General features: G+C 68.0%; 32 protein-coding genes. 16 read left to right on the top strand and 16 right to left on the bottom strand.

What is annotated here, in order from left to right:
- Positions 1–2 precede the first annotated feature (2 nt).
- Genes ABZX79_RS20245 through ABZX79_RS20230 form a run of 4 tightly spaced genes read left to right on the top strand, consistent with a single transcriptional unit; the run spans position 3 to position 4672 of the window.
- On the top strand, positions 3–2870 hold the full coding sequence (locus ABZX79_RS20245; RefSeq protein WP_355259166.1) for a hypothetical protein: 2868 nt from the start codon (positions 3–5) through the stop codon (positions 2868–2870).
- 9 nt (positions 2871–2879) lie between these two features.
- Positions 2880–3509 carry a hypothetical protein gene (locus ABZX79_RS20240; RefSeq protein WP_355259163.1) on the top strand — a complete coding sequence of 210 codons (630 nt, stop codon included), beginning with the start codon at positions 2880–2882 and terminating at the stop codon, positions 3507–3509.
- On the top strand, positions 3502–4458 hold the full coding sequence (locus tag ABZX79_RS20235) for a hypothetical protein (RefSeq protein WP_355259160.1): 957 nt from the start codon (positions 3502–3504) through the stop codon (positions 4456–4458). Before ABZX79_RS20240 ends, ABZX79_RS20235 begins: the two co-directional genes overlap by 8 nt.
- A gap of 10 nt (positions 4459–4468) precedes the next feature.
- Positions 4469–4672, top strand: a complete 204-nt coding sequence (locus tag ABZX79_RS20230) for a hypothetical protein (protein ID WP_355259157.1) — start codon at positions 4469–4471, stop codon at positions 4670–4672.
- Between the two features lie 94 nt (positions 4673–4766).
- Here the strand turns inward: ABZX79_RS20230 and ABZX79_RS20225 are convergent, their stop codons facing one another.
- Genes ABZX79_RS20225 through ABZX79_RS20195 form a run of 7 tightly spaced genes read right to left on the bottom strand, consistent with a single transcriptional unit; the run spans position 4767 to position 9338 of the window.
- Positions 4767–4952, bottom strand: coding sequence for a hypothetical protein (locus tag ABZX79_RS20225; protein WP_355259154.1), 186 nt, complete (start codon positions 4950–4952; stop codon positions 4767–4769).
- Positions 4952–5812: a hypothetical protein gene (locus ABZX79_RS20220; RefSeq protein WP_355259151.1), complete on the bottom strand. Its 861-nt coding sequence runs from the start codon at positions 5810–5812 to the stop codon at positions 4952–4954. Before ABZX79_RS20220 ends, ABZX79_RS20225 begins: the two co-directional genes overlap by 1 nt.
- A complete protein-coding gene (locus tag ABZX79_RS20215) occupies positions 5809–6822 on the bottom strand; it encodes a glycosyltransferase family 4 protein (RefSeq protein WP_355259148.1) in 1014 nt (337 codons plus the stop codon). The genes ABZX79_RS20220 and ABZX79_RS20215 overlap by 4 nt, the downstream gene beginning before the upstream one ends.
- Entirely contained in the window at positions 6822–7775 is a 954-nt protein-coding gene (locus ABZX79_RS20210) for an NAD-dependent epimerase/dehydratase family protein (protein WP_355259145.1), read from the bottom strand. The genes ABZX79_RS20215 and ABZX79_RS20210 overlap by 1 nt, the downstream gene beginning before the upstream one ends.
- Positions 7772–8128 carry a hypothetical protein gene (locus ABZX79_RS20205; RefSeq protein ID WP_355259142.1) on the bottom strand — a complete coding sequence of 119 codons (357 nt, stop codon included), beginning with the start codon at positions 8126–8128 and terminating at the stop codon, positions 7772–7774. The genes ABZX79_RS20210 and ABZX79_RS20205 overlap by 4 nt, the downstream gene beginning before the upstream one ends.
- 56 nt (positions 8129–8184) lie before the next feature.
- A complete protein-coding gene (locus ABZX79_RS20200) occupies positions 8185–8697 on the bottom strand; it encodes a hypothetical protein (RefSeq protein WP_355259139.1) in 513 nt (170 codons plus the stop codon).
- Positions 8694–9338, bottom strand: coding sequence for a hypothetical protein (locus ABZX79_RS20195; protein WP_355259136.1), 645 nt, complete (start codon positions 9336–9338; stop codon positions 8694–8696). The genes ABZX79_RS20200 and ABZX79_RS20195 overlap by 4 nt, the downstream gene beginning before the upstream one ends.
- Positions 9339–9794: 456 nt before the next feature.
- Between ABZX79_RS20195 and ABZX79_RS20190 the strand changes: the two genes are divergently transcribed.
- The 9 genes from ABZX79_RS20190 (at position 9795) to ABZX79_RS20150 (ending at position 15523) form a co-directional block, all read left to right on the top strand.
- Positions 9795–10856, top strand: a complete 1062-nt coding sequence (locus tag ABZX79_RS20190) for a hypothetical protein (RefSeq protein ID WP_355259133.1) — start codon at positions 9795–9797, stop codon at positions 10854–10856.
- Positions 10857–10864: 8 nt separating this feature from the next.
- The gene (locus ABZX79_RS20185; RefSeq protein ID WP_355259130.1) at positions 10865–11218 is read left to right on the top strand and encodes a hypothetical protein; all 354 of its coding nucleotides are present in this window, start codon (positions 10865–10867) and stop codon (positions 11216–11218) included.
- Between the two features lie 21 nt (positions 11219–11239).
- Positions 11240–11584 carry a hypothetical protein gene (locus ABZX79_RS20180; protein ID WP_355259127.1) on the top strand — a complete coding sequence of 115 codons (345 nt, stop codon included), beginning with the start codon at positions 11240–11242 and terminating at the stop codon, positions 11582–11584.
- On the top strand, positions 11581–12267 hold the full coding sequence (locus tag ABZX79_RS20175) for a collagen-like protein (RefSeq protein ID WP_355259124.1): 687 nt from the start codon (positions 11581–11583) through the stop codon (positions 12265–12267). The genes ABZX79_RS20180 and ABZX79_RS20175 overlap by 4 nt, the downstream gene beginning before the upstream one ends.
- A gap of 8 nt (positions 12268–12275) precedes the next feature.
- Positions 12276–13196, top strand: a complete 921-nt coding sequence (locus ABZX79_RS20170; RefSeq protein ID WP_355259122.1) for a hypothetical protein — start codon at positions 12276–12278, stop codon at positions 13194–13196.
- 338 nt (positions 13197–13534) lie between these two features.
- Positions 13535–13921 carry a hypothetical protein gene (locus tag ABZX79_RS20165; protein WP_355259119.1) on the top strand — a complete coding sequence of 129 codons (387 nt, stop codon included), beginning with the start codon at positions 13535–13537 and terminating at the stop codon, positions 13919–13921.
- Positions 13914–14099 carry a hypothetical protein gene (locus ABZX79_RS20160; RefSeq protein WP_355259117.1) on the top strand — a complete coding sequence of 62 codons (186 nt, stop codon included), beginning with the start codon at positions 13914–13916 and terminating at the stop codon, positions 14097–14099. The genes ABZX79_RS20165 and ABZX79_RS20160 overlap by 8 nt, the downstream gene beginning before the upstream one ends.
- A gap of 27 nt (positions 14100–14126) precedes the next feature.
- On the top strand, positions 14127–14378 hold the full coding sequence (locus ABZX79_RS20155) for a hypothetical protein (protein ID WP_355259114.1): 252 nt from the start codon (positions 14127–14129) through the stop codon (positions 14376–14378).
- A complete protein-coding gene (locus tag ABZX79_RS20150; RefSeq protein WP_355259111.1) occupies positions 14375–15523 on the top strand; it encodes a tyrosine-type recombinase/integrase in 1149 nt (382 codons plus the stop codon). The genes ABZX79_RS20155 and ABZX79_RS20150 overlap by 4 nt, the downstream gene beginning before the upstream one ends.
- Before the next feature lie 234 nt (positions 15524–15757).
- Here ABZX79_RS20150 and ABZX79_RS20145 read toward each other — a convergent pair whose 3' ends face one another.
- On the bottom strand, positions 15758–16036 hold the full coding sequence (locus ABZX79_RS20145) for a hypothetical protein (RefSeq protein WP_355259108.1): 279 nt from the start codon (positions 16034–16036) through the stop codon (positions 15758–15760).
- A 128-nt stretch (positions 16037–16164) separates the two neighbouring features.
- Here ABZX79_RS20145 and ABZX79_RS20140 point away from each other — a divergent pair, with 128 nt between their 5' ends.
- On the top strand, positions 16165–17043 hold the full coding sequence (locus ABZX79_RS20140) for a Ku protein (RefSeq protein WP_355259105.1): 879 nt from the start codon (positions 16165–16167) through the stop codon (positions 17041–17043).
- Positions 17044–17065: 22 nt separating this feature from the next.
- Here ABZX79_RS20140 and ABZX79_RS20135 read toward each other — a convergent pair whose 3' ends face one another.
- Complete coding sequence (locus tag ABZX79_RS20135) at positions 17066–17341, bottom strand: hypothetical protein (RefSeq protein ID WP_355259102.1); 276 nt, start codon at positions 17339–17341, stop codon at positions 17066–17068.
- Between the two features lie 60 nt (positions 17342–17401).
- The gene (locus ABZX79_RS20130; protein WP_355259099.1) at positions 17402–17734 is read right to left on the bottom strand and encodes a DUF6233 domain-containing protein; all 333 of its coding nucleotides are present in this window, start codon (positions 17732–17734) and stop codon (positions 17402–17404) included.
- A gap of 65 nt (positions 17735–17799) precedes the next feature.
- Between ABZX79_RS20130 and ABZX79_RS20125 the strand changes: the two genes are divergently transcribed.
- Positions 17800–18108 (top strand): hypothetical protein, encoded by a 309-nt coding sequence (locus tag ABZX79_RS20125; RefSeq protein ID WP_355259096.1) that lies wholly within the window; start codon positions 17800–17802, stop codon positions 18106–18108.
- Between the two features lie 124 nt (positions 18109–18232).
- Here the strand turns inward: ABZX79_RS20125 and ABZX79_RS20120 are convergent, their stop codons facing one another.
- The 3 genes from ABZX79_RS20120 to ABZX79_RS20110 are packed head-to-tail and all read right to left on the bottom strand — an operon-like array spanning position 18233 to position 18939.
- Positions 18233–18451: a hypothetical protein gene (locus ABZX79_RS20120; RefSeq protein WP_355259093.1), complete on the bottom strand. Its 219-nt coding sequence runs from the start codon at positions 18449–18451 to the stop codon at positions 18233–18235.
- Positions 18452–18491: 40 nt separating this feature from the next.
- Complete coding sequence (locus tag ABZX79_RS20115; protein WP_355259090.1) at positions 18492–18662, bottom strand: hypothetical protein; 171 nt, start codon at positions 18660–18662, stop codon at positions 18492–18494.
- Between the two features lie 31 nt (positions 18663–18693).
- Positions 18694–18939, bottom strand: a complete 246-nt coding sequence (locus tag ABZX79_RS20110) for a GntR family transcriptional regulator (protein WP_355259087.1) — start codon at positions 18937–18939, stop codon at positions 18694–18696.
- Positions 18940–19084: 145 nt separating this feature from the next.
- Between ABZX79_RS20110 and ABZX79_RS20105 the strand changes: the two genes are divergently transcribed.
- Positions 19085–19264 (top strand): hypothetical protein, encoded by a 180-nt coding sequence (locus ABZX79_RS20105; protein WP_355259084.1) that lies wholly within the window; start codon positions 19085–19087, stop codon positions 19262–19264.
- A 290-nt stretch (positions 19265–19554) separates the two neighbouring features.
- Here ABZX79_RS20105 and ABZX79_RS20100 read toward each other — a convergent pair whose 3' ends face one another.
- From ABZX79_RS20100 to ABZX79_RS20090, 3 genes are all read right to left on the bottom strand, one after another.
- On the bottom strand, positions 19555–19794 hold the full coding sequence (locus tag ABZX79_RS20100; protein WP_355259081.1) for a helix-turn-helix transcriptional regulator: 240 nt from the start codon (positions 19792–19794) through the stop codon (positions 19555–19557).
- 556 nt (positions 19795–20350) lie between these two features.
- Positions 20351–21403, bottom strand: coding sequence for an ABC transporter substrate-binding protein (locus ABZX79_RS20095; protein ID WP_355259078.1), 1053 nt, complete (start codon positions 21401–21403; stop codon positions 20351–20353).
- Positions 21404–21549: 146 nt separating this feature from the next.
- Positions 21550–23349 carry an AMP-dependent synthetase/ligase gene (locus ABZX79_RS20090; protein ID WP_355259075.1) on the bottom strand — a complete coding sequence of 600 codons (1800 nt, stop codon included), beginning with the start codon at positions 23347–23349 and terminating at the stop codon, positions 21550–21552.
- Positions 23350–23507 lie beyond the last annotated feature (158 nt).

The raw sequence follows: 23507 nt of genomic DNA, 5'->3' as shown, positions 1-23507 counted from the left end.
CAATGCCCGTAGCCGAAATTCTGACCGCCCTGGGCAGCTGGGACCTGACCCTCAAGTCCACGACGCCACCTGACCTGTGGGACCGGCTTGACCACTTCGGGCACGTCGCGTTCCTGCCCGGCCGCCTCGACCCCGCCCAGTACGGCGACAACCTTCTCGACGTCGCCCGGTACGTCGGCGTCGTCCGCAAGCGCGACAACTCCGGCGACGACCGCCGCACCAAAGTCATCGAGCAGGGCTACGAGCTAGCCGGCGTCGGCATGGCCATGTGGCTCGGCGACGAGGATGACAAGGGCGACGTCTACGAAAACGCTGTCACCCCAGCCTCTGCCAGCTTCGCCACGGCCATCACCGCCCTGCTGCCTGCCTCCGGGGCCGTCACCGCCGGTACCATCCATGCGGTGCCTGGCGTGTACTCCGGGAGGCACCAGTACGAGACGCCGCGCAGCGCCATCCAGTACGTCTGCGACACCTTCGCCGCCTCCGCGGGGGAACCCGTCTCCTGGCGCGTCAACGCGGACGGGACCCTGGATGCGGGGCGCGAGAGCGACCTGTACGTCACCACTCCCACCTGCGTCATCTCCCGCAAATCCGCAGGCAAGGACACCAGCGGGCTCGAGTCCGTGCCTGGCGCCTTCGGGGTGACCCGCGATGTGGAGGACTTCACGACCCGCGTGGTCCTGCTGGCCGAGGGCGAAGGCGAATCCATCGCCACCGGCACCGCGGACATCGGGCCCGGCCTGAACCCGTACAAGAACATCCACGGCGGGGCGCTCAAGCTCACCAGGCTTGCGTCCGAGTCGGACACGACGGTCACCAACGCCGACGCCCGTGCCGCTGTCGTCCTCAGCCAGTACACGTCCAGCCAGGACGAACTCGTCGTCGAGACCGACAACTACTACATCGAGGGCTCCTTTGCCGTCGGCGACTACGTGTGGGTGTACGACCCCAACGCCGGACTCGTCGACACCGCCAACGAGATCACCTTCCGCGGGGAACGCCTCAACCCCATCAAGTTGCAGGTCACCGAGGTCAAGTGGCCTGTCACCGAGGGATACGCCGTCGCCTACCGGGCCACCGACGGTACCTGGTTCGACCTGACGGACTACGTCGTCTGGGACGGCAGCCACACCGTGTACGTCACCGTCGGAGGCTTCGCCCGCGCCCTCCAAGGCGGCGGCGAACCGGTCGGATCCCGCCCCAACCAGGACACATCCGTGCCTGGCGTACCGGTGCTCGTCGAGCCGTTCGTGGGCTCCGCCTACCTCGACTCCCGCGGCTTCACGAGAGCCAGGGTCATCCTCGCCTGGAACGCCCCGAACAACGTCGACGGCTCCACCATCCTCGACGGGGACCACTACGAAATCCGGTACGCAGTCGACGCCGACATGCTCTACCCCTCCACCTGGGCGCAGGTCTCCCAAATCACGTGGGCTGCGATGGAGACGTGGGCGCAGCCGTTCGTCGCCCCAACGGGCCGGTGGCAGACGATGCTCGTGGCCTGGGGGGAAGCTGCAGCCCAGCTTCAGGACTTGTCGCCCGGCGTGGGCTACGACGTGCAGATCCGCGCTGTCGACAAGATCGGCAACACCGGCGCCTGGTCAAGCATCACAACGTTCGTGGCGTCCGAGGACAACATTCCGCCCTCCGCGCCGGCCGCGCCGTCGGTCGCCGCCTCCCGCATTGCCGTACAAGTCACCCACCAGCTCGGCAAGAGCTCGGGGGGCACGTTCAACCTGGAGTCCGACCTCGACCACCTTGAGATCCACGTCGACTACGAGCCCACCTTCACCCCGAGCACCACCACCCTCAAGGGCAAGGTCCGCGCCAACGCGGGCATGATCCAGGCTCAGATCCCCGTCGTCGCCACCGTCCAGGTGGAAGAGACCTCAGCCCGCTACGTGCGGGTCGTCGCGGTCGACATCACCGGCAACAAGTCCGGACCATCCGACGCGGCGTCCGCAACCGCTTTGCTGATCGACGACGCGCACATCTCCGACCTGACTGTCAGTAAGGTCACCGCAGGCACCATCTCGGCCTCGTGGGTGATGGCCGGTGAGATCAAAACCGCAGACACTGGGGCCCGCGCCCGAATCAGCGGAGCAGGGTACGAGCTGTACAACGCTGCCGGGACCAGGACCCTGTTCGCTGACGCCGCAACGGGCGACATCACCGTTCAAGGACAGTTGGTCTCGGGTACGGCAGGGCGCCGCCTGGAAATCAACCCGACGTCCACGCTCCTCCCCGAGATCCGGTTCTTCGCCAACACTGGTGCGAATTATGGCTACATCAACGCCATCAGCTCAGGTACTGACTCCAATCTCGGAGTCAACGGGGGGACGTTCGACGATGCCGGGGTCACCGTGTTCCCGCGCCTCTTTCTGACGAGCGGCACCAGCGAGTTGGCCATTCTCCGCAGTGACACTCAAGCCCGACGGGGCGGTTTCGTGTGGGCGGCCTCGAGCGGCGTTTACGTCGGCCACAACTCTGGCGGCGTCGAAGGGGGCATCTTCTCCGCCACCGCTGGCGAGGGCGCAATCGGTTTCGATGACGGCGGGGCGAACGAAAACAGGATGCTGTTCGGTAACAACGGGATCACTCGCCACATCGGTAAGTGGCGGGATTTTGTGAGCCCCGACAGCAACGAGGGCCTCTTCACGGGGTCCGTCAGCCCGACAGACGATGCGTCCTCTTTTGCCCTGGGCTACGGGCCGACGATGGCGTCCGCACTTCTGCCACTGACCACGATCCGCGACAACATCGTCCACTCCGACACAATCACCGCCGCAGACACGACCGGGTTCACCGTCAGCATCAGCCCCGCCGCATCCGGCCCCTGGGCGGTCTACTTCTGGTGCTTCAGGATCTGAGAGGCAGGCATGGCGCAAACCTACGAAGTCATCTCGGTCACCGAGTACTTCCCCAACCCGGACACCCCGTGCTGGATGGTGACCATGCGGAGGCCCGACAACGGTCTCCACCAGTTCCTCTTCCCCCAGGCAACCTTGGCGCACCGGGCAGCCGAGTACGGCATCGATGCCGCAGACACCGACACCCTGCTCGACATCGTCCTGCACGAACAGTTCGCGCCGCATCCTGAAGATCCCGTCACTGCGGCGGACGACCCGGTGGCCAAGGCCGGGCTGAGATCCCCGGCCGTTGCATCCCGGGGCACGGTCCGCGTGGGGGACCTAGTGCCCACCACCCTGTACACCGCCAGCACCACGGCCGAAGCGCGTGTCGCGCACCTGATGCGCATCGAGCACGCCAAGACGCACGTCGTCCGAGTCGCCGCACCATCTGACGCACAGGCCGCTGACCCGCTCGACGTCATCCGCCGAACCCCCGTCGACGCTGCCGCCGTGACCAAGCTGCGTGCCCGTGTCGACGAAAACCGCCGACGCCTCCAAGGCGAACGCATCCCACGCCAACCAGAGCGCGCCCTGCCCTATGACACCGCAGCAGACCACCGCACCGCCAACATGACCAAGGAGGCCACCCGTGCCTGAACCGTCCACAACCCGGCTCGGCCTCTACCGGCCGCTGAACAACGGCTCCGAGAACGTCAACGTCCAGACCGACCTGAACCAGAACTGGGACAAGGTCGACCTCGCCGCCGGGTTCCAGATCGTCACCAGCACCACCCGGCCCGCCACGCCCTACGCAGGCAAGGGCATATCCGAAAGCGATACGGCGTACCGCACGTACTTCTCCAACGGGACCGCGCCTGCGTCCGCCTCCTGGGTGGAGATTCCCAACAGCACCGGCAGCTTCGGGGCAAACCTCAACCTGGCCCTCGGTAAGCAGATCAACATTGGGGCCAGCGCCTCGACAGCCGCCCACGCCATCCGCCTTGCGACAGCCACCGACTCCGCCATCTCCAGCCGGGCCGTCGGCGACGCGGCGTCCCGCATCCTTCTCCGCGCCGACGGAGAACTCTCCTGGGGCAACGGAACCGCTGCCGCCGACACCAACCTCTACCGGTCCGCCGCCGACACCCTCAAAACCGACGACGCGCTCATCGTCACCGGCGACCTCACCGTCAGCACCACCACCTGGACCGCTTACACCCCGACCGTCGGGAACGCGGGCACGGCCACCTGGTCGCAGCGCCTCGGCTGGTACAAGAAGATCGGCAAAGTTGTCTGGTTCGAGATCTACCTCGCCGCATCCGGCGTAGGCAGCGGCACTTCGAACCTCTCCGTCACCCTGCCGTCCACCATCTACCGCGACGGCGGCGGCGCCGGAACCACCAGGCAGGCGTTCTTCATGAACGCAGCCAGCGTCGTCGCCGGCACCAACAGCTCCGTCTCCGGCACCGGAAGCGCCGTGTGCCTGGCAGGAGGAACGGGGGCAGTCGTCGACCAGCTGCGCGGACCCACCGATATCCCCATGCGCGGCGAGCAGATCGGCGCGAGCACGATCATCACCATCCAAGGCTGGTACCGAGAAGCATGAGGAGCCTCAAATGGCCATGGACCCGCCCTACATATCCGTCTCAGCAGTCAACTCGGACCTCGGCATGACGTCGACCGTCCACGTCAAGATCGTCACCGACGAGAGCAACCTCAACGAGGCCACACTCATCGACGGAATCAAGGACGTCATCACCGCCAGCGGCCTCGCCAACCCGACGGCCACCAAGTACAGCCTGACCCAGGCAACCGTCTAGACCAGGAGGCCACCGTGTCCACGTTCGAAACGATCGTCGCGATCAGCGTCGCCATCATGGCCGTCTGCGCCCTCGTCGGAGCACTCCGCCGCGGCTAGTCCTGCCCGTCTGCCGGGCGCATCGTGGGGGACTGCTCTACGACGGGCCCGGCAGGCTCCTGCTCCACCTGCGCCTCCAGCTCCCTGACACGCGCCTTCAGCAGGACGTTCTCGTGGAACAGATCCGTCGCCGTCTTGCGGTAGCCGTCGAACGCCGCTTCCATGCTGATCTGCTGGGCCATCACGCCACCTTGTCTGCAAGTTCGCGGTACCGGTCGAGGAGGTCGGTGCCGTTGAGGAAGGGGTGCTGCGGGAAGAAGCTCCAGTGGCTGACCACGGCGTTCCCCCGGATGATGTTGGGGCGGCCGGTGGCGAGCGGGTGGTGCACGGTGTGCCAAGACTCCTCCTCGTCGGGCACGAGGACGCCGGGGCGGTCGAGCGCGGCATAGTCCGCGCCACGACTGGCGAAGCAGCTGACGGAGAACTGGGTGCCGGGCGCGAGAGGGAAGTCCTGGTAGAGGTACAGGTCCTCCACAGTGCCCGCTTCGATGTGGTCGAGGAGCATCTCGTGGAGCTTGACGGCGAAGGGTCCGTTGGCCCAGCCGGTGGGGTCCATGCAGTACGCCTTCACCTCACCCCACTCCATGGGCACCTTGCCGCACATCTGGAGGAAGTGGGAGCAGATCGCGTTGTTGATGATGATCGGGAAGACGGCGATGGGGGCGGGCATCTCGATGCGGGCGCGCACCAGGTTCTCGATGGCGTCCTCGTGCAGGTAGACGACGTCGTCATCCAGGCGCAGGTAGATCGCCTCGGGGTCGGTCATGTACCGGTACGCAAGGCCCGTGTACCGCTGCTTGGGGAGTCTCCCGAGGTTGACGCCGTCGGGCCGGTGCTTCAGGTGGAACCAGGGGAACTGCTCGTCGAGTTCGTGGGCGAAGGCGATGTCGCCTTCCTGGCCCGTGGGGTCGGTGTTCATGAACGCCCACACCTCGTCGACCAAGCCGCGAGCGACATCCCGCTCCAGGTACTTGATCAGGATGCTGTAGGTGCGACGCCGGCCGTAGGGCGACCAGGCAATCACACGCTTGCCATCAATCATGCGGCTGTCCTCTCTACGGCGGGCGCAGAGAGCGCCGCCTCCCATTGACGGTTGAGCGCCTGCAGGATCGCCCCTGAGGCCTCCGCGCGGGCCGCCATGCCCATCCGCTGCCGCAGGTCGGGATCGTCGACGAGCCGCTTGAGGTAGCGCCCCCACTGGTGCTCACGCTTGACGAGGAAGCCGTTCTCGCCGTGCCGGATCACCCGCCGGTACGGCTCAATGTCCGAGGCGATCAACGGAATGCCCAGCATCGACGCCTCCAAGAACTTCGTCGGATACTTCGCCCGGTTGAACGCGATGTCCCGGTACGGGGCCACCCACACGTCGAAGGCGCTGACCGCCTGCAGGTAATGCCCGAAGTTCGGCACCCACCCCAGGGCGCCCATGCCCTTCCCCCGCATGCCGAGACCCACCGCCTGCGCCGCGTCGATCCCGACCAGCCGCACCGCGACCCCGCCCGGCCGCGGGTACTGGGCAATCCGGGTCAGCGCCCGGACCGCCATCGGCAGCTCGGCGACCGTGGAGCTTGTGCCGGCCCAGCCGACGGACAGCACCTCGGGGTCGTAGTCGCGCGGCTGCCCCAGGTACTGGGCGGGCAGCCCGTTCGGGACAACCCGCACATCACCGTGATAGTCGCGCATCACCGCGGCCAACGGCTCCGAGCAACACGTCACCGTGTCAGCCAGGGCCATGTTGTCGAGCAGGCCCTTGCGCATGGCAGGGTCCGACCAGACGCGGTACGCGGCCTCGTTGCTGGGGTCGAGGTGAAGGTAATCGTCGTCCAGGTCGAGGACCAGGCGGATCCCGCGGGCCTTCATCGTCCGCCACGCACGAGACGGCGCCGACTTCGCGACCCGGCAGCCGACCACCACATCCAGCTCCTGCCAGTCCTCCGGGAGCAGCATGCCGCCGGACACCTGGTGCCCCAGCCACTGCAGCGACATGCCGGGCAGGATCGCCCGGTACACGCCCGACCCTGCCTCGTCAGCCGACCAGAAGTGGATGCGCATCACGCCGCCAGATAGCCGGGGAGCCAGGCGTCGTGGAAGTACTCGACGGTGCGGCGGATGCCGTCCTCCAGCGGGACGAAGTCCGCTGCGTCCAAGCCGATCTGCTTGAGCGTCTCAGTGTCGGAGGACACGACGGCGTTCGGGATCTCGCCGGGCCGCATGGGCAGATGCACGACGCCGACCGGCTCGCGGCCGGTGAGCAGTGCGGCGTGCTCGCCGACGAGGCGGGCGATGTCGTTGACGGTGCGCGACTCCAGCGGGCCGACCTCGACGGGGCGCTCGGTGGGCCCGTGCTCGGCGGTGTACTCCAGGGCCGTGACGAAAGCGTTCGCGACGTCCGCGACGTACACGCAGTCGCTGATCTGTGTGCCGTCGCCGTACACCTCGATAGGGGACCCGGTGAGCGCCCGGCATGACAGGGCGGGCAGGATCTTGCGTACCTTGCTGGTGCCGTAGGGGGCGGCGACGGACTGGCCGGGGCCGTAGGCGTTGACGGGGCGGACGATCGTGATGCGACCCCCGTCCCGGTACAGGTTGTACATGCGGGCCAGGTCTTCAGCCGCCGACTTCGTGATGGTGTAGCAGCCTGTGCCGATGAGCCGGAAGGCGTGGTTGCCGACGCCGGCATAGACGGTGGGCAGGTTGTACTGGGCTGCGGCTTCGAAGACGTTCAAGGATCCGATGATGTTCGTCTCGGCGGACGGTCGCGGGTTCGTGATCGTTTCCTGGGTGCCGAGGACGGCGGCGAGGTGGATGATCCCGTCGGCGTGGGCAGCGGCTTCGGTGACGGCGGTGGGGTCGCGGACGTCGGCGAGGAAGAACTCCTCGCTGTCAGCGAGGTGCTGGCGTCGGTCCTGGTGGTCCATGACGATGGCTTGGTGGCCGCGCGCGGTGAGTTCCTTGCGGATCCATGAGGCGATGAAGCCGGACCCTCCTGTGACCAGTACCTTCATGCCTCTTGCTCCTTGTACATGCCGTAGTGATGGAGACGGTCAACTACCCGCCGGGTGAGGTCGCCGACGAGATAGCAGAGGACTTCCTCGTTCTCCAAGGCGTCCTCTGGGCCGCCGTGCTCCGGCAGCCAGTCCATGCGGTAGATGCCCATGGCGGCATGCGTAACCTCGTGCACGATCACGCTGGTCCCGAGTCGCTGACGCCAGAGTCGGATCAACGCCATGGTCGGCCCGGGCGACGTGTAGGCGTGGCAGACACCTAGGGCCTCGGCGAAGTACCCAGGCTCCGCGGCGATGTGGCGGGTAGCCGCCGAGCGCAGTTCGACTAGATCCTCGTACACCTGCACAGCCACGACTCGCCTTTCGCCGGATGAGCGGGACGCGACGCGGAATCGGCAGGCTAGGTCACTCATGAGCCGCTTCTCCATGGCGCTGCCGCCTGTGCGGCGCGGGTGACGGCGTCCCAGAATTCGACAGCCGCCGAGTCGGGCTGGTAGTTGGGGCCGCGCGCGATGCTGCCGTCGGGGCGGATGCCGACGATGAGCGTCCCGTCGTCGGCGCGCAGGGCGATCACGTACTCCGGCTGGGGAGCGTGAAAGGCGACGGGGCTAGCCGAGGCGCCCGCTGGCCGCTGCTCGTCCTGGTCCACAATCTGCGCTGCTTGCTGCGTCGCCTCGTGGGCTGTGGCGTCGTCCACGAGGAAGCGGTGGCCGCAGTGCTCGAACAGGATCCCCAGGTCGCCGGTGAAGTGGTTCGGGGGCCGCCCCGTGCTCACCTCGTCGGGAGCAACGTTGCAGGTCGGGCAAGGGGGAAGCGGGCGGCGGATGAACTGCTGGCCGCGCTTCTGCTGCCGCTGCCGGTGCTCGATGGCCACAGCTAGGGGGAGGAGCTGCTCGACCGTGAGGTACGTCGGCTCGCTCATCGCCCACCTGCCGGCCTGGGGCGATTCTCAAGGACGACGGAGGCCGCGTCAGGGTCCTGGCAGTCGATGCGGGAGCAGGTGACGTAGCCACCGTCGCCCAGAAACAGACTCTGACCGTGGCAGGCGGGGCAACGCCCTTGAATGTTGCCCTGGGTGCGCAACTTGGCGCGCGCCGCTTCGGACTTCAGCAGCTCGCGGCACGCCGTGGTGAGGATGGTCGGCCAGTCTGGGGTTTCACCCACGCCTGGGTTGGTGACGTCAATGCCCAGTGCGTCGCGAACCAGGTTGGCGAGGGCGGGGCTGTCGCTGCCCGCCGACGACTCCTCGCCTTGTCCACTTGGGGAGAACAGATGTCCGGCTGCCCCTCGGGCGAGGGCTTCCTGGCCGGGGTGGTTGATGCAGGCCTCGCTCGAGCCGCAGAAGGCGCATGTCGTCGGTGCTAGCGAGTCGTTGTCGATGCAGCAGCCGGGGCGGCAAGCATCGGCCGGGGGCGGATTCTCGTCTTCCCATGCGTCGACTACGGCCCTGATGGACCGGATGTCGGCTTCGGGGAGCCGGAGGGCGATGACCATTTCGTCGGCCCAGAGGGTGAACCAGCCGTCGCCTTGCTCGATGGCGTCGCCCTCGGCCCGGTAGGTCATGCCCCAAGCGGTACGCACCTCGTACATCGCGACTGGGGGGCGACCGACGTTGCCGGGCTCAGGGGCGCCCTTCCCCGTCGCTGCATCCTCCCTTCCCTGCGGGAGGTGTTCGGGCGCCCACCTGCTCAGGGCGTCGTACCAGGACCAGCCTTCGACGGCCGGTAGAACGTCTGCGCCGACGTACTCGCGGGTGAGGCGGATGGCTTCCGCCAGCTCGATTACGGCTGGTGGGCGTTGCGGGTGCGCTGAAGGGCTCATGTGCTTGCTCCAGGTGCGGGTGAGTGCGGGTTGTGCGGGTTTGGTGCGGCGGGGCCGTGGACCCGCACGGCCGTGGCCCCGCCGCCGGGCCCTGAGCCGACCCGAGGTCAACCATACCCGTAACCTGTGATTCGTAGGTGATAGGCGGGTTGTTAGCTACGATTCAAAGGATGCTGCTGCCGTGCTGAGGAGACCCGCATGAAGACCGGCCCACAGAAATACCCCGGCGCCAGCACCACGTACTGGTACCAAACCCGGTACGGCGGCACCCCGATGGAGTCGAACGTCGGCGTCGTCCACACCACCGAGGGCCGGGTCCTCCCGTCCTACGGCGACGGCGCGAGCGCACCGAACTTCACCGCCGTGCCCGACTTCGCCAACAAGCGGCTCCGCTGGTACCAGCACTTCGACTTCGACGTCTCCAGCCGCGCCCTCGTCAACCGCAGCGGCGGGGTCGACACGAACACAGCCAACGCCGTACAGGTCGAGCTCGTCGGCACCTGCGACGAACGAAACGCCACCACCTGGGACGGCAAGCGGGCCGGCGTCGACTACACCTTCTGGCCCGACGCCCCCGACTGGGCACTCAAGGAACTCGCCCACTTCGTGCGGTGGGCCCACGCCGAACACGGCCTCCAGATGAAGTCCACCATCACCTGGAAGCCCTACAACAAGGGCCAGGTCGGAGGCTCCTACGGGGCCAACGGGGTCCGCCTCACTGGAGCCCAGTGGGGCTCCTACTACGGATGGCTCGGCCACCAGCACGTTCCCGAAAACGACCACGGCGACCCCGGCGACATCGACTTCGCCCGCGTCCTGGCCCACGCCACCGCGAAGCCCACCACGCCCACAGCCCCCGCCGAGGAGGACACCGACGTGCCGCACAACCTCAGCCTCACCGACCAGCGCGACAAGCCGCTGATCCCCGGCAAGTGGACCTCGGTCGCCGTCGAGTCCCTCGACCTGCTCAAGGACGCCAAGGCGTACACGGCAACCGCCTGGCTGAACCTGACCGCGCCCGAGGGCGGCACCGTGCAAGGCCGCTGGTACCACCACCGACCGGACGGCTCCCGCTGGGCCGGGCCCATCACCGAGCGCACCACCACCGGCGGCGGCAGCTTCCTCGACTTCTCCCACGTCGGCTCCGTCGACCCCGGCGAAGTCGTCCGCTTCGAGGCCGTGTACTACCCGGCCGACGACGCCGACCTCAAGTCCACCCTCATCACGACCGCGCGTGTGCGCGGCCTCTACTGGAAGTGAGTCCCCGCATGAGAATCCTCGGCCGCGAACCGGCACTCATCGTGAACAGCTTCGGCGCCCTCCTCGCCATCCTCGTCAGCTTCAACGTCGGCCTCGACAGCACAGAGGCAGGCTGGCTCGTCGCCTCCCTCGCCGCCGTGTTCGCCGCAATTGCCGCAGCCCTCACCCGGCCGATCGCCCCGAACGCCTTCACCGGCCTCGTCGCCGTCGTCGCCGCCACCGTCACCGCGTTCGGCTTCGAACTGTCCGCCGAACTCGTGGCCTCCATCAACGGTGCGGTCATCGCCGGCCTGGCCCTTCTGTCGCGCGGTCAGGTGTCGCCGGTATCCCCGTCGACGCTGGCGCGGCCGACGAGTGTTTGACCCATCTGATCGGAGCCTGCTGTGTCTGATCCGACTGCGGGCGAACTCGAGCGCCGGTACAACGAGCGATTCGCCGACTTCCGCGAGGACTTGCAGAACGTGCAAGCCCAGCTCGACAAGCGGGTGTCGGTCGAGCGCTACCAGACGGACCAGCACTACGGCGACGAAGCGTTCCGGCAGCTCGGCGAACGGGTCAAGGCCATAGAGGAGGCCCGCAGGGAGGAGGCCCGGCAGGTGGACGCGGACCGGCGCACGGCGGAGGCTCAACGCCGCGTCGACAAGCGGCTGCTGCTCACCGCTTTCATCGTCCCGGTGCTCCTGATCTTCCTCCAGGTGTACCTGGCCACGAGGGGAGACGGATCGTGAGCGCCCACAAGCTTTCGCCACGGGCCCATCTCGCGGACCTGCGGTACGCCCTCACGGTCCTCGCCGCAATCAGCGCGTTCGCCTGGATCGTCATCACCATGCAGGGGCAGGGCTCCGAACTCCGCAACGAGCGCGAGGCGCGAGACGCACTTGCGCAGCAGGTGCAGGACATGGGGGGCGACCCCGTCGCCGGCCCGCCCGGCAGCAGAGGCGAGACCGGCCGCGGCGAACCGGGCCCGTCCGGTCCGCCCGGCCCCGAGGGTGAGCCTGGCGACCGTGGACCTGTGGGTGGGGTCGGCCCCTCCGGGAAACCGGGCGACGACGGTAGCGACGGTAGCGACGGCGTGGGCGAGACCGGTCAGCCAGGCAAGTCAGGAGAGCCGGGCACCGACGGCGCCACGGTGGTGGGCCCGCCGGGTCCGGCTGGACCGCAAGGCGAACCGGGCCCGGCCGGACCTGCCGGCGAGCAGGGGCCGACCGGAGAACAGGGCCCGCAAGGCGAGCCCGGCGCGGATGGTCGAGACGGCACGGATGGCCAGGCATGCCCCGAGGGGTACAGCTGGCAGACCCCCGACTACGACCCGAACGCCAAGGTCTGCCGCAAGGACGCCCCCGACCCGGAACCCCCGCCAAGCAACACGCAGCCCAAGGCCCTTGACCCGTTCCGTCGGCAGTACCCGTAGGAGGCCCCATGTTCCCCGTAGGCGTCGAGACCGTCACCGTCACCGCGGGGGCGTCCGGCTACCGCACCCTCGACGGCGACGCGTATGCGGGCACGATCCGGTTCACTCCGTCGGTCAGCCGCGTCACCTCCGCAACCCACGGCGTCATCGCCCTCGGCACGGTCAACGCCACGCTCAACGCCTCCGGCGGATTCAGTGAGACGTTGCTGGCCACCGACGCCGACGACTTCAACCCATCAGGCTGGACGTACCGGGTCGACGAGGAATTCACCAACGCCCCAGGCCGCGCCTACGACATCAGCCTCCCCGCCGGAGCGCCCACCGTGACCCTGCCTGCCTTCTCCCGGGTGGAGTCGTCAGTCGGCACGGTGTCGTCGCCTGCCGTGCTGTCCGTCAACGGCGAGAGTGGCGTCGTCACGCTGACCCCACCCGACATAGGCGCCGACCCGGCAGGCACCGCTGCGGCGGCCGTCGCCACGCACACGGCGGACACCACAGCCGTCCACGGCATCCCTGACACGGCCGCACTCGAGACGGCAGCCGGCGCCCTAGCCAAGATTGCCGCCCACGCCGCAGCCGCAGACCCTCACGGCGACCGGGCGTGGGCCAGTGGCATCTTCGCGACCATCACCGTCGTCAACACGCTCACCGGCACCGTCACCACCCTCAACGGCTTCCTCGACGACATCTTCCTCCGCCTCGCCGCCATTGAGCAGGGCACTGCATTCCTCGCCGGCGTCAACACCAACATCGTGAACGTCGCCTCCAAGCACACCCTCGACGGGGCAGGCGACAAGCTCGGCTTCCACGGGGTGCCCTCCGTCGCCAAGCAGACCGTGAGCGGATCCCGTGCGGACGGGACGGCTCTCGCCAACCTGCTGACCGCGCTCGCGACACTCGGACTCATCACCGACGGGACGACCGCCTGAGCGCATCGGTAGCGCATAACGTTCCCTTATGCGTTAAGAGTTGGGGCCCTCTGGCGGGGGTTTCGAGGGGCTCGCGACGTACCGGTGGAGAGCAGTCACGATGACGTCCGTGATGGTGCGCTCCTCTTGCTTAGCCTTCTCGGTGGCCGCTTTCCAGAGCGGGTCGGGCACGCGGACGTTGTGCTTGGGCGTCTCGCCGGTCTTAGGCCTGGCCACTGCGGCCACCTCCTCGAATGTGTAGGGACAGAAACTAGCATCCGCCTGCCATGACGGCTTGACAAGGGGGCATTCCGAGCGCATTCTGTAGGTACAGAAACTAGCCGTGAGCAGGTGAAGAAATGGCCAGGCGCTATCACCCGAGGCGAGTCCGCGACTACTACGCCCACACCCTGAAGCCGCACGGCCCCGTCGAGTGGGCGGACCAGCGCACCTCCATGGCCGACGCCTACACCGCCCTCTGTCTCCATGCCGGCGTCGACATCGACGACATCGACCCAAGTGACGGCCTCGACTACTCACGCCGCCAGTACGACGCGGTACGCGACTCCTGGCAGGACCTGATCGAGCAGCACGGGATTAGCGACTGGGCGACCCGCGAAATGTCGAAGACGTTCGAGCGCTGGTCCACCCGGCGCCCGCAGTTCACCGACGACGACAACTGGCTGAAGCTGGCGGAGCAGTGGCAGCTCACGCACGTGGACCGCAAGGAGGGTCGTCATGGATGAGGCGGCGCGCGAGCGTGGGCAGCGGATGCTCTTCGATGTCTTTGACGCCCTGCGTGCAGCGCAGAGCGGTCGGCCGATCCCGGGCTACGTCGAGAAGCGGTGGCGCGAGGAGATGCGGGCCACCGCGCGGGCGGAAGCTCTTCGGAGGCTGCGCTCCGAACTCGACCTGCCTGCCTGACAGCAACGCTTTCAAGGAGGACCCGAAATGGCATACGACTTCGTTAAGTTGATCAGGGACATCACCGGCCGGTACGGCGTAACCGTCCCCACCCCGGCCGCCAAGGAAATCGTCGCCGTCTTCGAAGGCGGACACCAGCAGTTCACCGCCGACGTGATGGCCATCTGGGCTGGATGGACGTCAGGCACGCTCACAGAAGAGGACGCGATGGCCGCGATCTCCGACCGGTACAGGGAGCTTCAGCAGTCAATGAACGACGGAGGCTCTAAGAAGCCGTGAGCGAAACCCTCCCCAACCGAACCGCCGGGCAGTCGATCGCGCTGCCCGGCTCGGACCTGTTCGAGGAAGTCCGCCGCAAGCTCGTCGACGACCTCGGCCAAGTCCAGGTCGACCGGCGCGGCCAGGAGCGCATCTACCGACCGCGCGCCGAACTCCTCGCCGAAGCCGTCACCCTCGAGACGTTCGTCTGGATCATGGACTGGCTGTCCTCCACCCGGCGCGGCAGCCTCCAGACCAAGCGCAACTACGTCGACGACATCCGCCGCGTCTGGGGCAGCTACGCGCAGGAGTTGGGACACGAGCGGTTCGCACTCGGCCGCTTCACGCCCGACCACATCCGGGCATGGCGACTCCGCATGGAGGGTCGAGGCAACCCGCCGACGACGATCTCCCGCTACCTCAACGCACTCTCCTCGCTCCACACCTACGCCGCCCAGAAGATCGACCTCCCACGGAACCCCGTTACCCAGGACGACCGGCCCAAGGTCGACAAGGGCAACACATCCCGCAGCACCCCCGTGCTCGAAGTCGAGGAGATCCAGGCCGTCGCCAAGGCGGCAGAGAACGAGTTCGACGCCCTCGTCGTACTGCTCCTCTACACGCTCGCCGGCCGCGTCTCCGAAATGGTCGCCGCCGACGTCACCGACCGGATCGAGCGCGGCCGACGCTCCTTCCTCGACGTCACCCGCAAGGAGCACAAGGAGCGCATCCTCCCGCTGCCCACCACCGTCGCCGAACTCCTCGACGCCCACACCGCCGGCCGCACTGAGAACGCTCTTCTCCTCGACTCCAGCGGCCAGCGGCTCGACCGGCATGACATCGCCAGGCTCCTCACTCGCCTCGGACGCAAGGCGCGCGTCCTCACCTGCCCGGCCGTCGACAAACCCGGCCACGCCTTCGCCCGGTGCAAGGTCTGCCGGAAGCTCACCCCGCACGTCCTCCGGGCCAGCCGCATCACGCACATGCTCGACGCCCACGTCGACCTCGCCGAAGTCCAAGCCTTCGCCGACCACGACAACCCCGCCACGACCGTCGGCTACTGGAACCGGCGCAAGAAGGGGGAGCGGAACGCTGCTCACGTCGACGCGGCCGAAGCTCTGTTCGTCGGCATCACGGACCGGTTCGCCGCCCCTCAGGCCCCGTAGTCGTGGGCATCAGCCGCCCCACGCGATCAACGTTTTCCGGTCACGCCTCTATTGCTGTGGCTGGTTCTGGTGCAGTGTGGTGATCGACGGCACCCCCCTAGCCCCCAGGCAGAGGAGTTGCCCCATGGCCCCGCCCGCGGCAGCAGGCGGGGCCGCGCCGTCCCTCCCGACCTCCCCCCGGGAGGGCCGACGCCTGCGCGGCGCCGACCCCCATCCCGTGTTGAGCAGGGGTGCCTATCCGACGTTGCGGTGGAGGTCCCGCACGTCGGCGCCGGTGGCGGTGAGGGTGCCGTCCTGCTGCTCGTAGTGGGAGAGGGCGAGGCCGAGGCCGAAGAAAGTGGGCGCCCACTCGCCGATGAAGAGGCCCCAACGGTCGGCGCGGGCGAGCCCGGTGCCGGGTTCCATCTTGAGCGACCCGGCCCAGACGGCGACGGTGAGGCCGATGGAGGCGAGTGCGGCGGTGTAGGCGTGCTCGCTGCGCATGCCCATGTCGTGCAGCTTCTTGATGACCATGGCGTGCTCCGTTCAGTGGCGTGGTTCGACAGACCCCCCGACCGTTCCGATCTACCGTTACACGAGACATGCCGGGCCGCCGCTTGGTGCGTAGGCTGGTCGTCTCGGGGCTGTCACGGAGGTTCGTCATGCCCCGCCCCATCTGGTCCGGCGCGATCAGCTTCGGTCTGGTCACGATCCCGATCCAGGTTGTGAGCGCCACCGAAAACCGCTCGATCGCCTTCCATCAGATCCACCAGGCCGACGGTGGCCGCATCCGGTACCAAAAAGTCTGTGAGCTGGACGGGCAGGTGCTCGACCAGAACGAGATCGGGCGAGGCTATGAGGTGTCCCGCGACACGATCGTCGAGGTGACGGACGCCGACCTGGACGCCATGCCGCTGCCCACGGCGAAGGCGATCGAGATCGTCGCGTTCGTGCCAGCCGAGAGCATCGATCCGATCCGCATCGGCGACAGCTACTACCTGGCCGCCGACGGGGTCGCCGCGAAGCCGTACAAATTGCTGCGCATGGCACTGGAGCGCTCGAGCAAGGTCGCCATCGCGAAGTTCGCCTGGCACGGCCGCGAACGGTTGGGCCTGCTGCGGGTCAAGGGCGACGCGATCGTCCTCCACTCGATGCGCTGGCCCGACGAAATTCGCTCACCGGAGTCGCTTGCGCCCCGGCCGGCGGAGGTGACCGACGAGGAGATCGACGCAGCCGTGGACCTGATGGACGCCATGGCCGTAGACGACCCCTCGGGCTTCCGCGACCACTACCGCGACGCCCTCGAAGACCTCCTCGCCGCGAAAGCCCAGGGCATGAAACCGGAGAGCGCCCCGCAGCCGCCTGCCGCCCCAGTCGTCGACCTCATGGCCGCGCTGCGTGAGTCGATGGAGTCGGCCCGGCGGGCGCGCGGCGAAGACCCTGCGAGCGTCCACGACATGGCCGAGCACTCGGAGCGGAAGGCGAAGGCGCCAGCTAAGAGGACGGCAGCGAAGAAGGCGGGCCGGAAGCCCGGCGCCTAGCCGAGGTAGCGGACTTCCCGCGTCAGGAGCCGTCGCGATTCTGGCGTTGGGCCTCAAGGAAGGCACGCAGGACATTCGGCATCGCCCACGTCGAGTCTTGCCCCTCTCGGGCGACGGCGACTGATCTTGCGCCGAACGGCGCGGCGTGGTTGGCGGCGTGGTTGTACGTCTGCGCGAGGTCTTCGGGGATGCGGTCACCGTCTTGCACCTCAAGCATGCGGGCCCGGCCCGACTCGCCGATGCTCTTCCACCATTGGAGGAGCCACTCCGGTTCGCTGTCTCGCTGGCTGTCGTTCATGCATCCAGGGAAGGCCCGGCCTCTGTAGCCGCGCCAGTGCTCGAGGCCATTCGAGTAGTCCTAGCCGAGCCACCCGAGGTCCGTGTCCGGCCGGCATACCTGGCACGCCTCGATCCCCTCGGCGAGCGCCCGTAGCGCCTGCTCCCGGCTGATGGGTCGAGGTCGTCCGCCTGCGAGGGTGCACCCGCCGACGTGTACGGCGAGGGGCGGCCCGCCTTGGCCGATGCCCTGCTGCAGCACCCAGTCCGGGGGTGGCGGCAGAGGCCGCTTGCGCTGCTCCTCGGCTTCCCGCTGCTGGGCGGTGGTGATGGCAGCCCGAATGCGGTCGAGCTGCACGGCGTGCCAGTGCTCCAGGGTGCGGAGGCGGGGCAGGTCAGGCGGCAAGTCGGACATGTGTTCGAGTCTACGACTGTCGGGGTGGGCTGCCACACTGAGGGCAGCCCATCGAGGAGGAGCCCGTGTTCGGCTGCCGGAAGCACGGCCCGCGCTGTCAGGTCCCGTGGGGCTACGACGAGGCCCACACCGACAGCGCACGCCCCTACACGCTCGACGAGCTCGCCGAACGGGAGGCGGGCCCACACCGCTACGCCTACCCGACCGTCACGGAGTACGAGCAAGCCTTCTATCTGTGGCGCGCCTTGCGAGTCGACGCCCGGCTCGCCAAGGCCGAGCAGGACGCGAAGGATCAGGTGATGCTGGCGCGCATGGGCATCAACGCCAGCAGCGTCTGGGAAGCCGCCACCCTGCTCGCCAGCCGAGTCGCCTGACCCCACCCTCGTTGTCAGTGCCCGCTCGTAGACTGGGCGCCATCATTCGCTGCGAGCATGCGGTGGATTACTGCTGGCCCCGCTCCACCCCGTTGATGCCGGGGCGGAGCGGGGCTTGCTGCTGTCAGCCCTCCTGCGCGGCCTTCTTCAGCGCCATCTCCACCTCGTACCGGTTCTGCCCGGTCGCCTCAGCGTGCGCCGTCACCGCAGCCTGCACCCGAGTCGAGGCCTCCCGCCACGGGGCCCACGTCTCGCGGGTGTACCCCTCCCGCATCGCCTCGTCGTAGGCGGCCACTGCCGCGCGCTGGAGCTGGATCAGGTCGTCGTTGAGTTCGATTGCCACGGGCGGATCGTAGACCGTGGGTCTGACAGTGGCCCGCAGGTCACGCCGCCTCGACGACGGACGCCTTGACCGCCTCCGCCCACTCCTCCAACAGCGCCTGATACCGGGCCGCATCCGACAGCGCACCATCCACCCACAAGGCGCGCATCTCCGCGTTCACCTCAGCGGCAGACCGCACAGAGCCGCGGTCAGCGGGGGGAGTCGGGGGCATGCGAGAAGGCTACGCCGCAGGACTGACAGTGTCAGGGTGCCGGCGGAGGCTGATCGGAGACGAACGACCCCAGCCCTGGCTCGGTATAGATGAGCCCCTCAGTCCTGAGTGCTCGGTGGACTTTCTGCCCCGTCGCCGCGGCGATGCCGAACTCCGCTTGCAGCTGCAGGACGGACGGCACGCGGGTCCGGGGCGGGTAGGTCCCGTCGGCTATGCGCGCACGCATCACCTCGGCGACCTGCCGCCATCGTGGCTGGTCAGGGGCAAACTCGATCACCCTTCCACGCTAGGCAGGCCACAGCGCTCTAGGCGAGATGTGGCATGGCTAGCACGCCATAGCACGCACCGCTAGGCTCAGGACAGAGAGAACCCCGGCGACCGTGTGACCGGCCCCGGGGCGTGGACGACTAGCAGGAGTCGACATGGCGGATTCTACGGACCAGGCAGCGGCCGGCGAAGTGGCAGGGCCGACCCCACTGCAGCAGGCCTGGGGCGTCTTCATCCTCCATATCCAGGACTGCGCCACCTGCCGCACCGGCATCGACTGCGCCGACGCCGCGACACTCAAGGCGACCCTGCGTGAAGCGCGAGCTGCGGCATGAGCGCCCCACCCCACCCGCGGCCCGCCACGTACACCACGGGGGAGTGCCAGCTGGGCGAGCACGGGCTGTGCCACGGCAACAGGCAGATCCGACTCCGACCGGGTGAGGTCCCGGTGCAGACGCTGCGCTGCGCCTGCAGCTGCCACCGGCGCCGATGAGGCGGGTCCACACGGGGCGCGAACGGAGTGCACCGACGCGTGCGTGGCACACGCTTTGCCGGACGGCAGTTGAGTAGGAGCGTCAGCACCGCAGCACCATTTCGGCCCTGACCGCGCCGCGATGCGCCCGCTCTACTCGCGCACCAACTCGGCGAGTGGCGTTTCAAGTGCATTGGCGATGAGGAGGAGGTCGGCGAACCGTGGGTCTCGGACGGCGTTCTCGTATCGCTGGATGCTGCGGCGTTCCAGTCCCGCCCGGTCGGCTAGCTGGTCCTGGGAGAGCCCCTGTGCGATACGAAGTGCGGCGATCCGATGGCCGAGCTCTCGGCGGCGGGTGTGGATCCAGTCGGGGAGAGGTGTTCGGCGGGGCACTCGACAAACGCTCTGGCCGTGCCGATCATGAGTCAGTACCCAAACGGTCGCCTTATGTGCTGACGGTGATCATATCCGTGTGGGAACTGGAGTTCGAACCGACCCGCCGTATGCCCTATCGGCATATGCCAAAGAAGGGTTCAATGGGCACCGGGTTGGCCACCGATTAACGCCGGCCGGTGACGAGCCCGTGCGTTGCGCGACGGCCGCCCGTTCTCCGAGCACCCCCGGAGGGCGGGCGGTCACATCTTCTTTCCTGTCCGAAGATGCTCAAACTCTTTCGCCGAGTGACGTATGTGACCGTGTCATGTGCACAGTGCACTCGTTGGACAGGGTGGCCAGGGTGGGGGCTGCTAAACACCTCCCCAGGTGGCATCCCCACCCTGGTCTCCCGCCGCATCCCTGCCCATTCCTCTCCCAGTGGGAAACAAGTGGGAGATGATCATGGTGAACTTGGGCCGACTGTAGCTGACTCGAGCTAACTAGGGGCGAGTTCTCCCAGGTCAGTAGCCCAGCAATAGCAAGCGCTCCAGGCGGTCGGGCTGGAAGCGGCGTCTCAGCCCAACACCATGTGCATATTGAGCGGCACGTCCTTGCCGCCCGCCGCCTTCCTGATGTCCTCCTTGAACTGCCGCATCCCCGCACTGTCCGACTCGAACGGCTCGAACTGCACCAGCACATGCACCCCGTCCAGCGCCTGCCGCGTCGCGTCCTTGGCGAGCAGCCCCGGGTCGTAGTCCGTCGGGTCGGACAGCACGCCCTTGAAGCCGCCGCGCTTGAGCGTCGTGAACAGGCCGATGTTGTACGGCGTCTGCATCACGGAGATCACGACGTCCGGCGCCTTGCCGCCGTCGCTGCGCATGATCTCCTTGGTGTACGCCGACCAGTCGCTCGGCACCGACGTCGCGGGCACCACGGCCTTGGCGTACGACACCTTGTACCCGGCCGCCTTGAAGCCCTGTGTGAAGGTACGGATGCCGAACTTGCCGGCGTCGTTGTCATTGGCGAGCAGCGCCACCGACTTGCCCTTGGTTCCGCCCAGCACATGGCCCAGCCCTTCCGGCCAGGTCTGGTTGAGCGTGCCGCCCGGCATCGGGACCAGGCACCCGTTGAAGCCGTAGATGTGCTTGGGCCCGCAGAAGGAGGGCAGCGTGCCCCAGCCGAAAGTCGGCACCTTCTGCTGCTCCAGGAAGTCGGCGCCGGAGAAGGTGACCGAGCTCATCGGGGCGACGGCGAAGACCTTCTCGCGCTGGACGAGTTTGCGTGCCGCGGCGAGGTTCTTCGCGGGGTCCTGCCCGTCGTCCTCCGCGCCGAGGTAGTCGATCTTCCGGCCGTTGACGCCGCCCTCCGCGTTCGCCCGGTCGTAACGGGCCTTCGCGCCGAGGTCGGTGTCCTTCTTGGAGTACCCGCTCGCGGTGGTCATGGAGACGATGCCGCCGACCTTGATCGAGCCGGCGCTCACTCCACGTACCGAGCCGCTGCCGCCCTTCCCCGCGCCGTTCGCGCCGTCGTTGTCCGAGGCGCCGGTCGATGCGGAGTTGCAGGCGGTGGCGGTGGCGAACAGCAGCACTGCGGCGGCTGCGGCGATGGTGCGGATCGGTCGCGACACAGTGGGGTCCCTCCCTTGGGATGCCCGCATTCTGTGGTTGACCTGATGAACCGTCAATAACTGACGCATCGACAATTGACGATACGTCAGAACTCTGCGAAATCCGCACCGGTCGCCACCGGTCGCCACCGGGTCGCCACCGGTCGTCATCGGTAGAGCGCGTCGACCTCCACCGCGTACGCCGCCTCGATCGCCCTGCGCTTGAGCTTGAGCGAGGGGGTCAGCAGCCCCTGCTCCTCGCTGAACTGGTGGGCCAGTATCCGGAACGTACGGATCGACTCGGCCTGGGAGACCAGCGTGTTCGCGGCCACCACCGCACGCCGTACCTCCATCTCCAGATCGGGATCTCGCACCAGGTCTGCCGCGTTCAGCGGCGGTTTGTCGCGCATCTGGAGCCAGTGGTCCACGGCCTCCTGGTCGAGCGTGACGAGCGCCGCGATGTACGGCCTGTCGTTGCCGACGACGATGCACTGGGCCACCAGCGGATGCGACCGGATCCGTTCCTCCAGCCCGGTCGGCGACACGCTCTTGCCGCTCAACGTCACCAGGATCTCCTTCTTCCGCCCGGTGATCGTCAGGTAGCCGTCCTCGTCCAGCGCGCCGATGTCACCCGTGGCCAGCCAGCCGTCGCGCAGTACGGCGCCCGTCGCCTTCGGGTCGTTCAGATACCCGGAGAAGATCTGGCCGCCGCGCAGCCAGATCTCGCCGTCGTCGGCGATGTGTACGGTCGTGCCGGGCAGCGGCAGCCCGACCGTGCCGAAGCGGGTGCGTTCGGGCGGGTTGGCGGTGGCGGCCGCCGTCGACTCGGTGAGCCCGTACCCCTCGAAGATCGTCACGCCCGCCCCCGCGAAGAACAGGCCGAGCCGCCGCGACATCGCGGAACCGCCGGACATCGCGTGCCGCACGCGCCCGCCCATGGCCTCGCGTACCTTCGCGTACACGGCCTTCTCGAAGAACTGGTGCTGGAGCCGCAGCGCGGCGGAAGGCCCGGGCCCGGTGCCGAACGCGCGGTGCTCCTGCGCCTCGGCGTACCGCACCGCCACCTCGACGGCCTTGTCGAAGGGACCGGCCTTCCCTGCTGCCTCCGCCTTGCGCCGGGCCCCGCTGTAGACCTTCTCGAAGATGTACGGCACGGCCAGGATGAACGTGGGCCGGAAGGTGACCAGGTCCGGCATCAGCGCATGCGCCGCCAGCACCGGCTGATGACCGAGCTTGACCCGCCCCCGTATCGCCGCGACCTCGACCATCCGCCCGAAGACATGCGCGAGCGGCAGGAACAGCAGCGTCGCCGCCTCGTCGCCCGGCTTGGAGTGGAACACCGACTCCCAGCGGCCCAGGACGGTGTCGGACTCGTACATGAAATTGGCGTGTGTGAGCACGCACCCCTTGGACCGCCCCGTGGTCCCCGACGTGTAGATCACCGTCGCCACGGAATCCGGCGTCACCGCCCGCCGGTGGCGGTGCACCACGTCGTCGTCGATGTGCGTCCCTGCCTGGACGAGTTCGGCCTCCGCCCCCGCGTCCAGCTGCCACAGGCGCTTGAGCATCGGCAGCCGGTCGACCACCGAGCCGATGGTCATCGCGTGGTCCTCGTGCTCGACCATGCAGGCGGTGACTCCGGCGTCGTGCAGGGTCCAGAAGACCTGATCGGAGGAGGCAGTGGGATAAATCGGCACTGGCTGGGCGCCGACGGTCCACAGTGCGAAGTCGAAAAGCGTCCATTCGTAGCGCGTACGCGACATGATCGCGACCCGGTCGCCGAACCGCACACCGTGCGCCAGCAGCCCCTTGGCGATGGCCAGCACCTCATCACGGAACCGCCCCGCGGACACGTCGTACCAGCGGCCGTCCTCGCCCTTGCGTCCGAGCGCGACGCGGTGCGGATCCTCCTCGGCATGATCGAAGACGACGTCCGCCAGCCCGCCGACCTGAGGCGCCGTCGCCATGGGTGGGACAGTGAACTCGCGCAATGACCTGCTCCTTGTGGCGCTCCGCACAGCGCCGTGACGCTACCTCACGGTTTCTGCACGTGGGAGGGGAACGCGGAATCCGAACTTCTGTGCATATGCACAGCTCAACAGCTGGAATGCGGTCACATGGTGAA

Origin of the sequence: Streptomyces sp. NPDC002994, from assembly GCF_040611155.1 — a bacterium.
Classification (GTDB): domain Bacteria; phylum Actinomycetota; class Actinomycetes; order Streptomycetales; family Streptomycetaceae; genus Streptomyces.
This window is presented reverse-complemented; position numbering and strand designations above follow the sequence as displayed.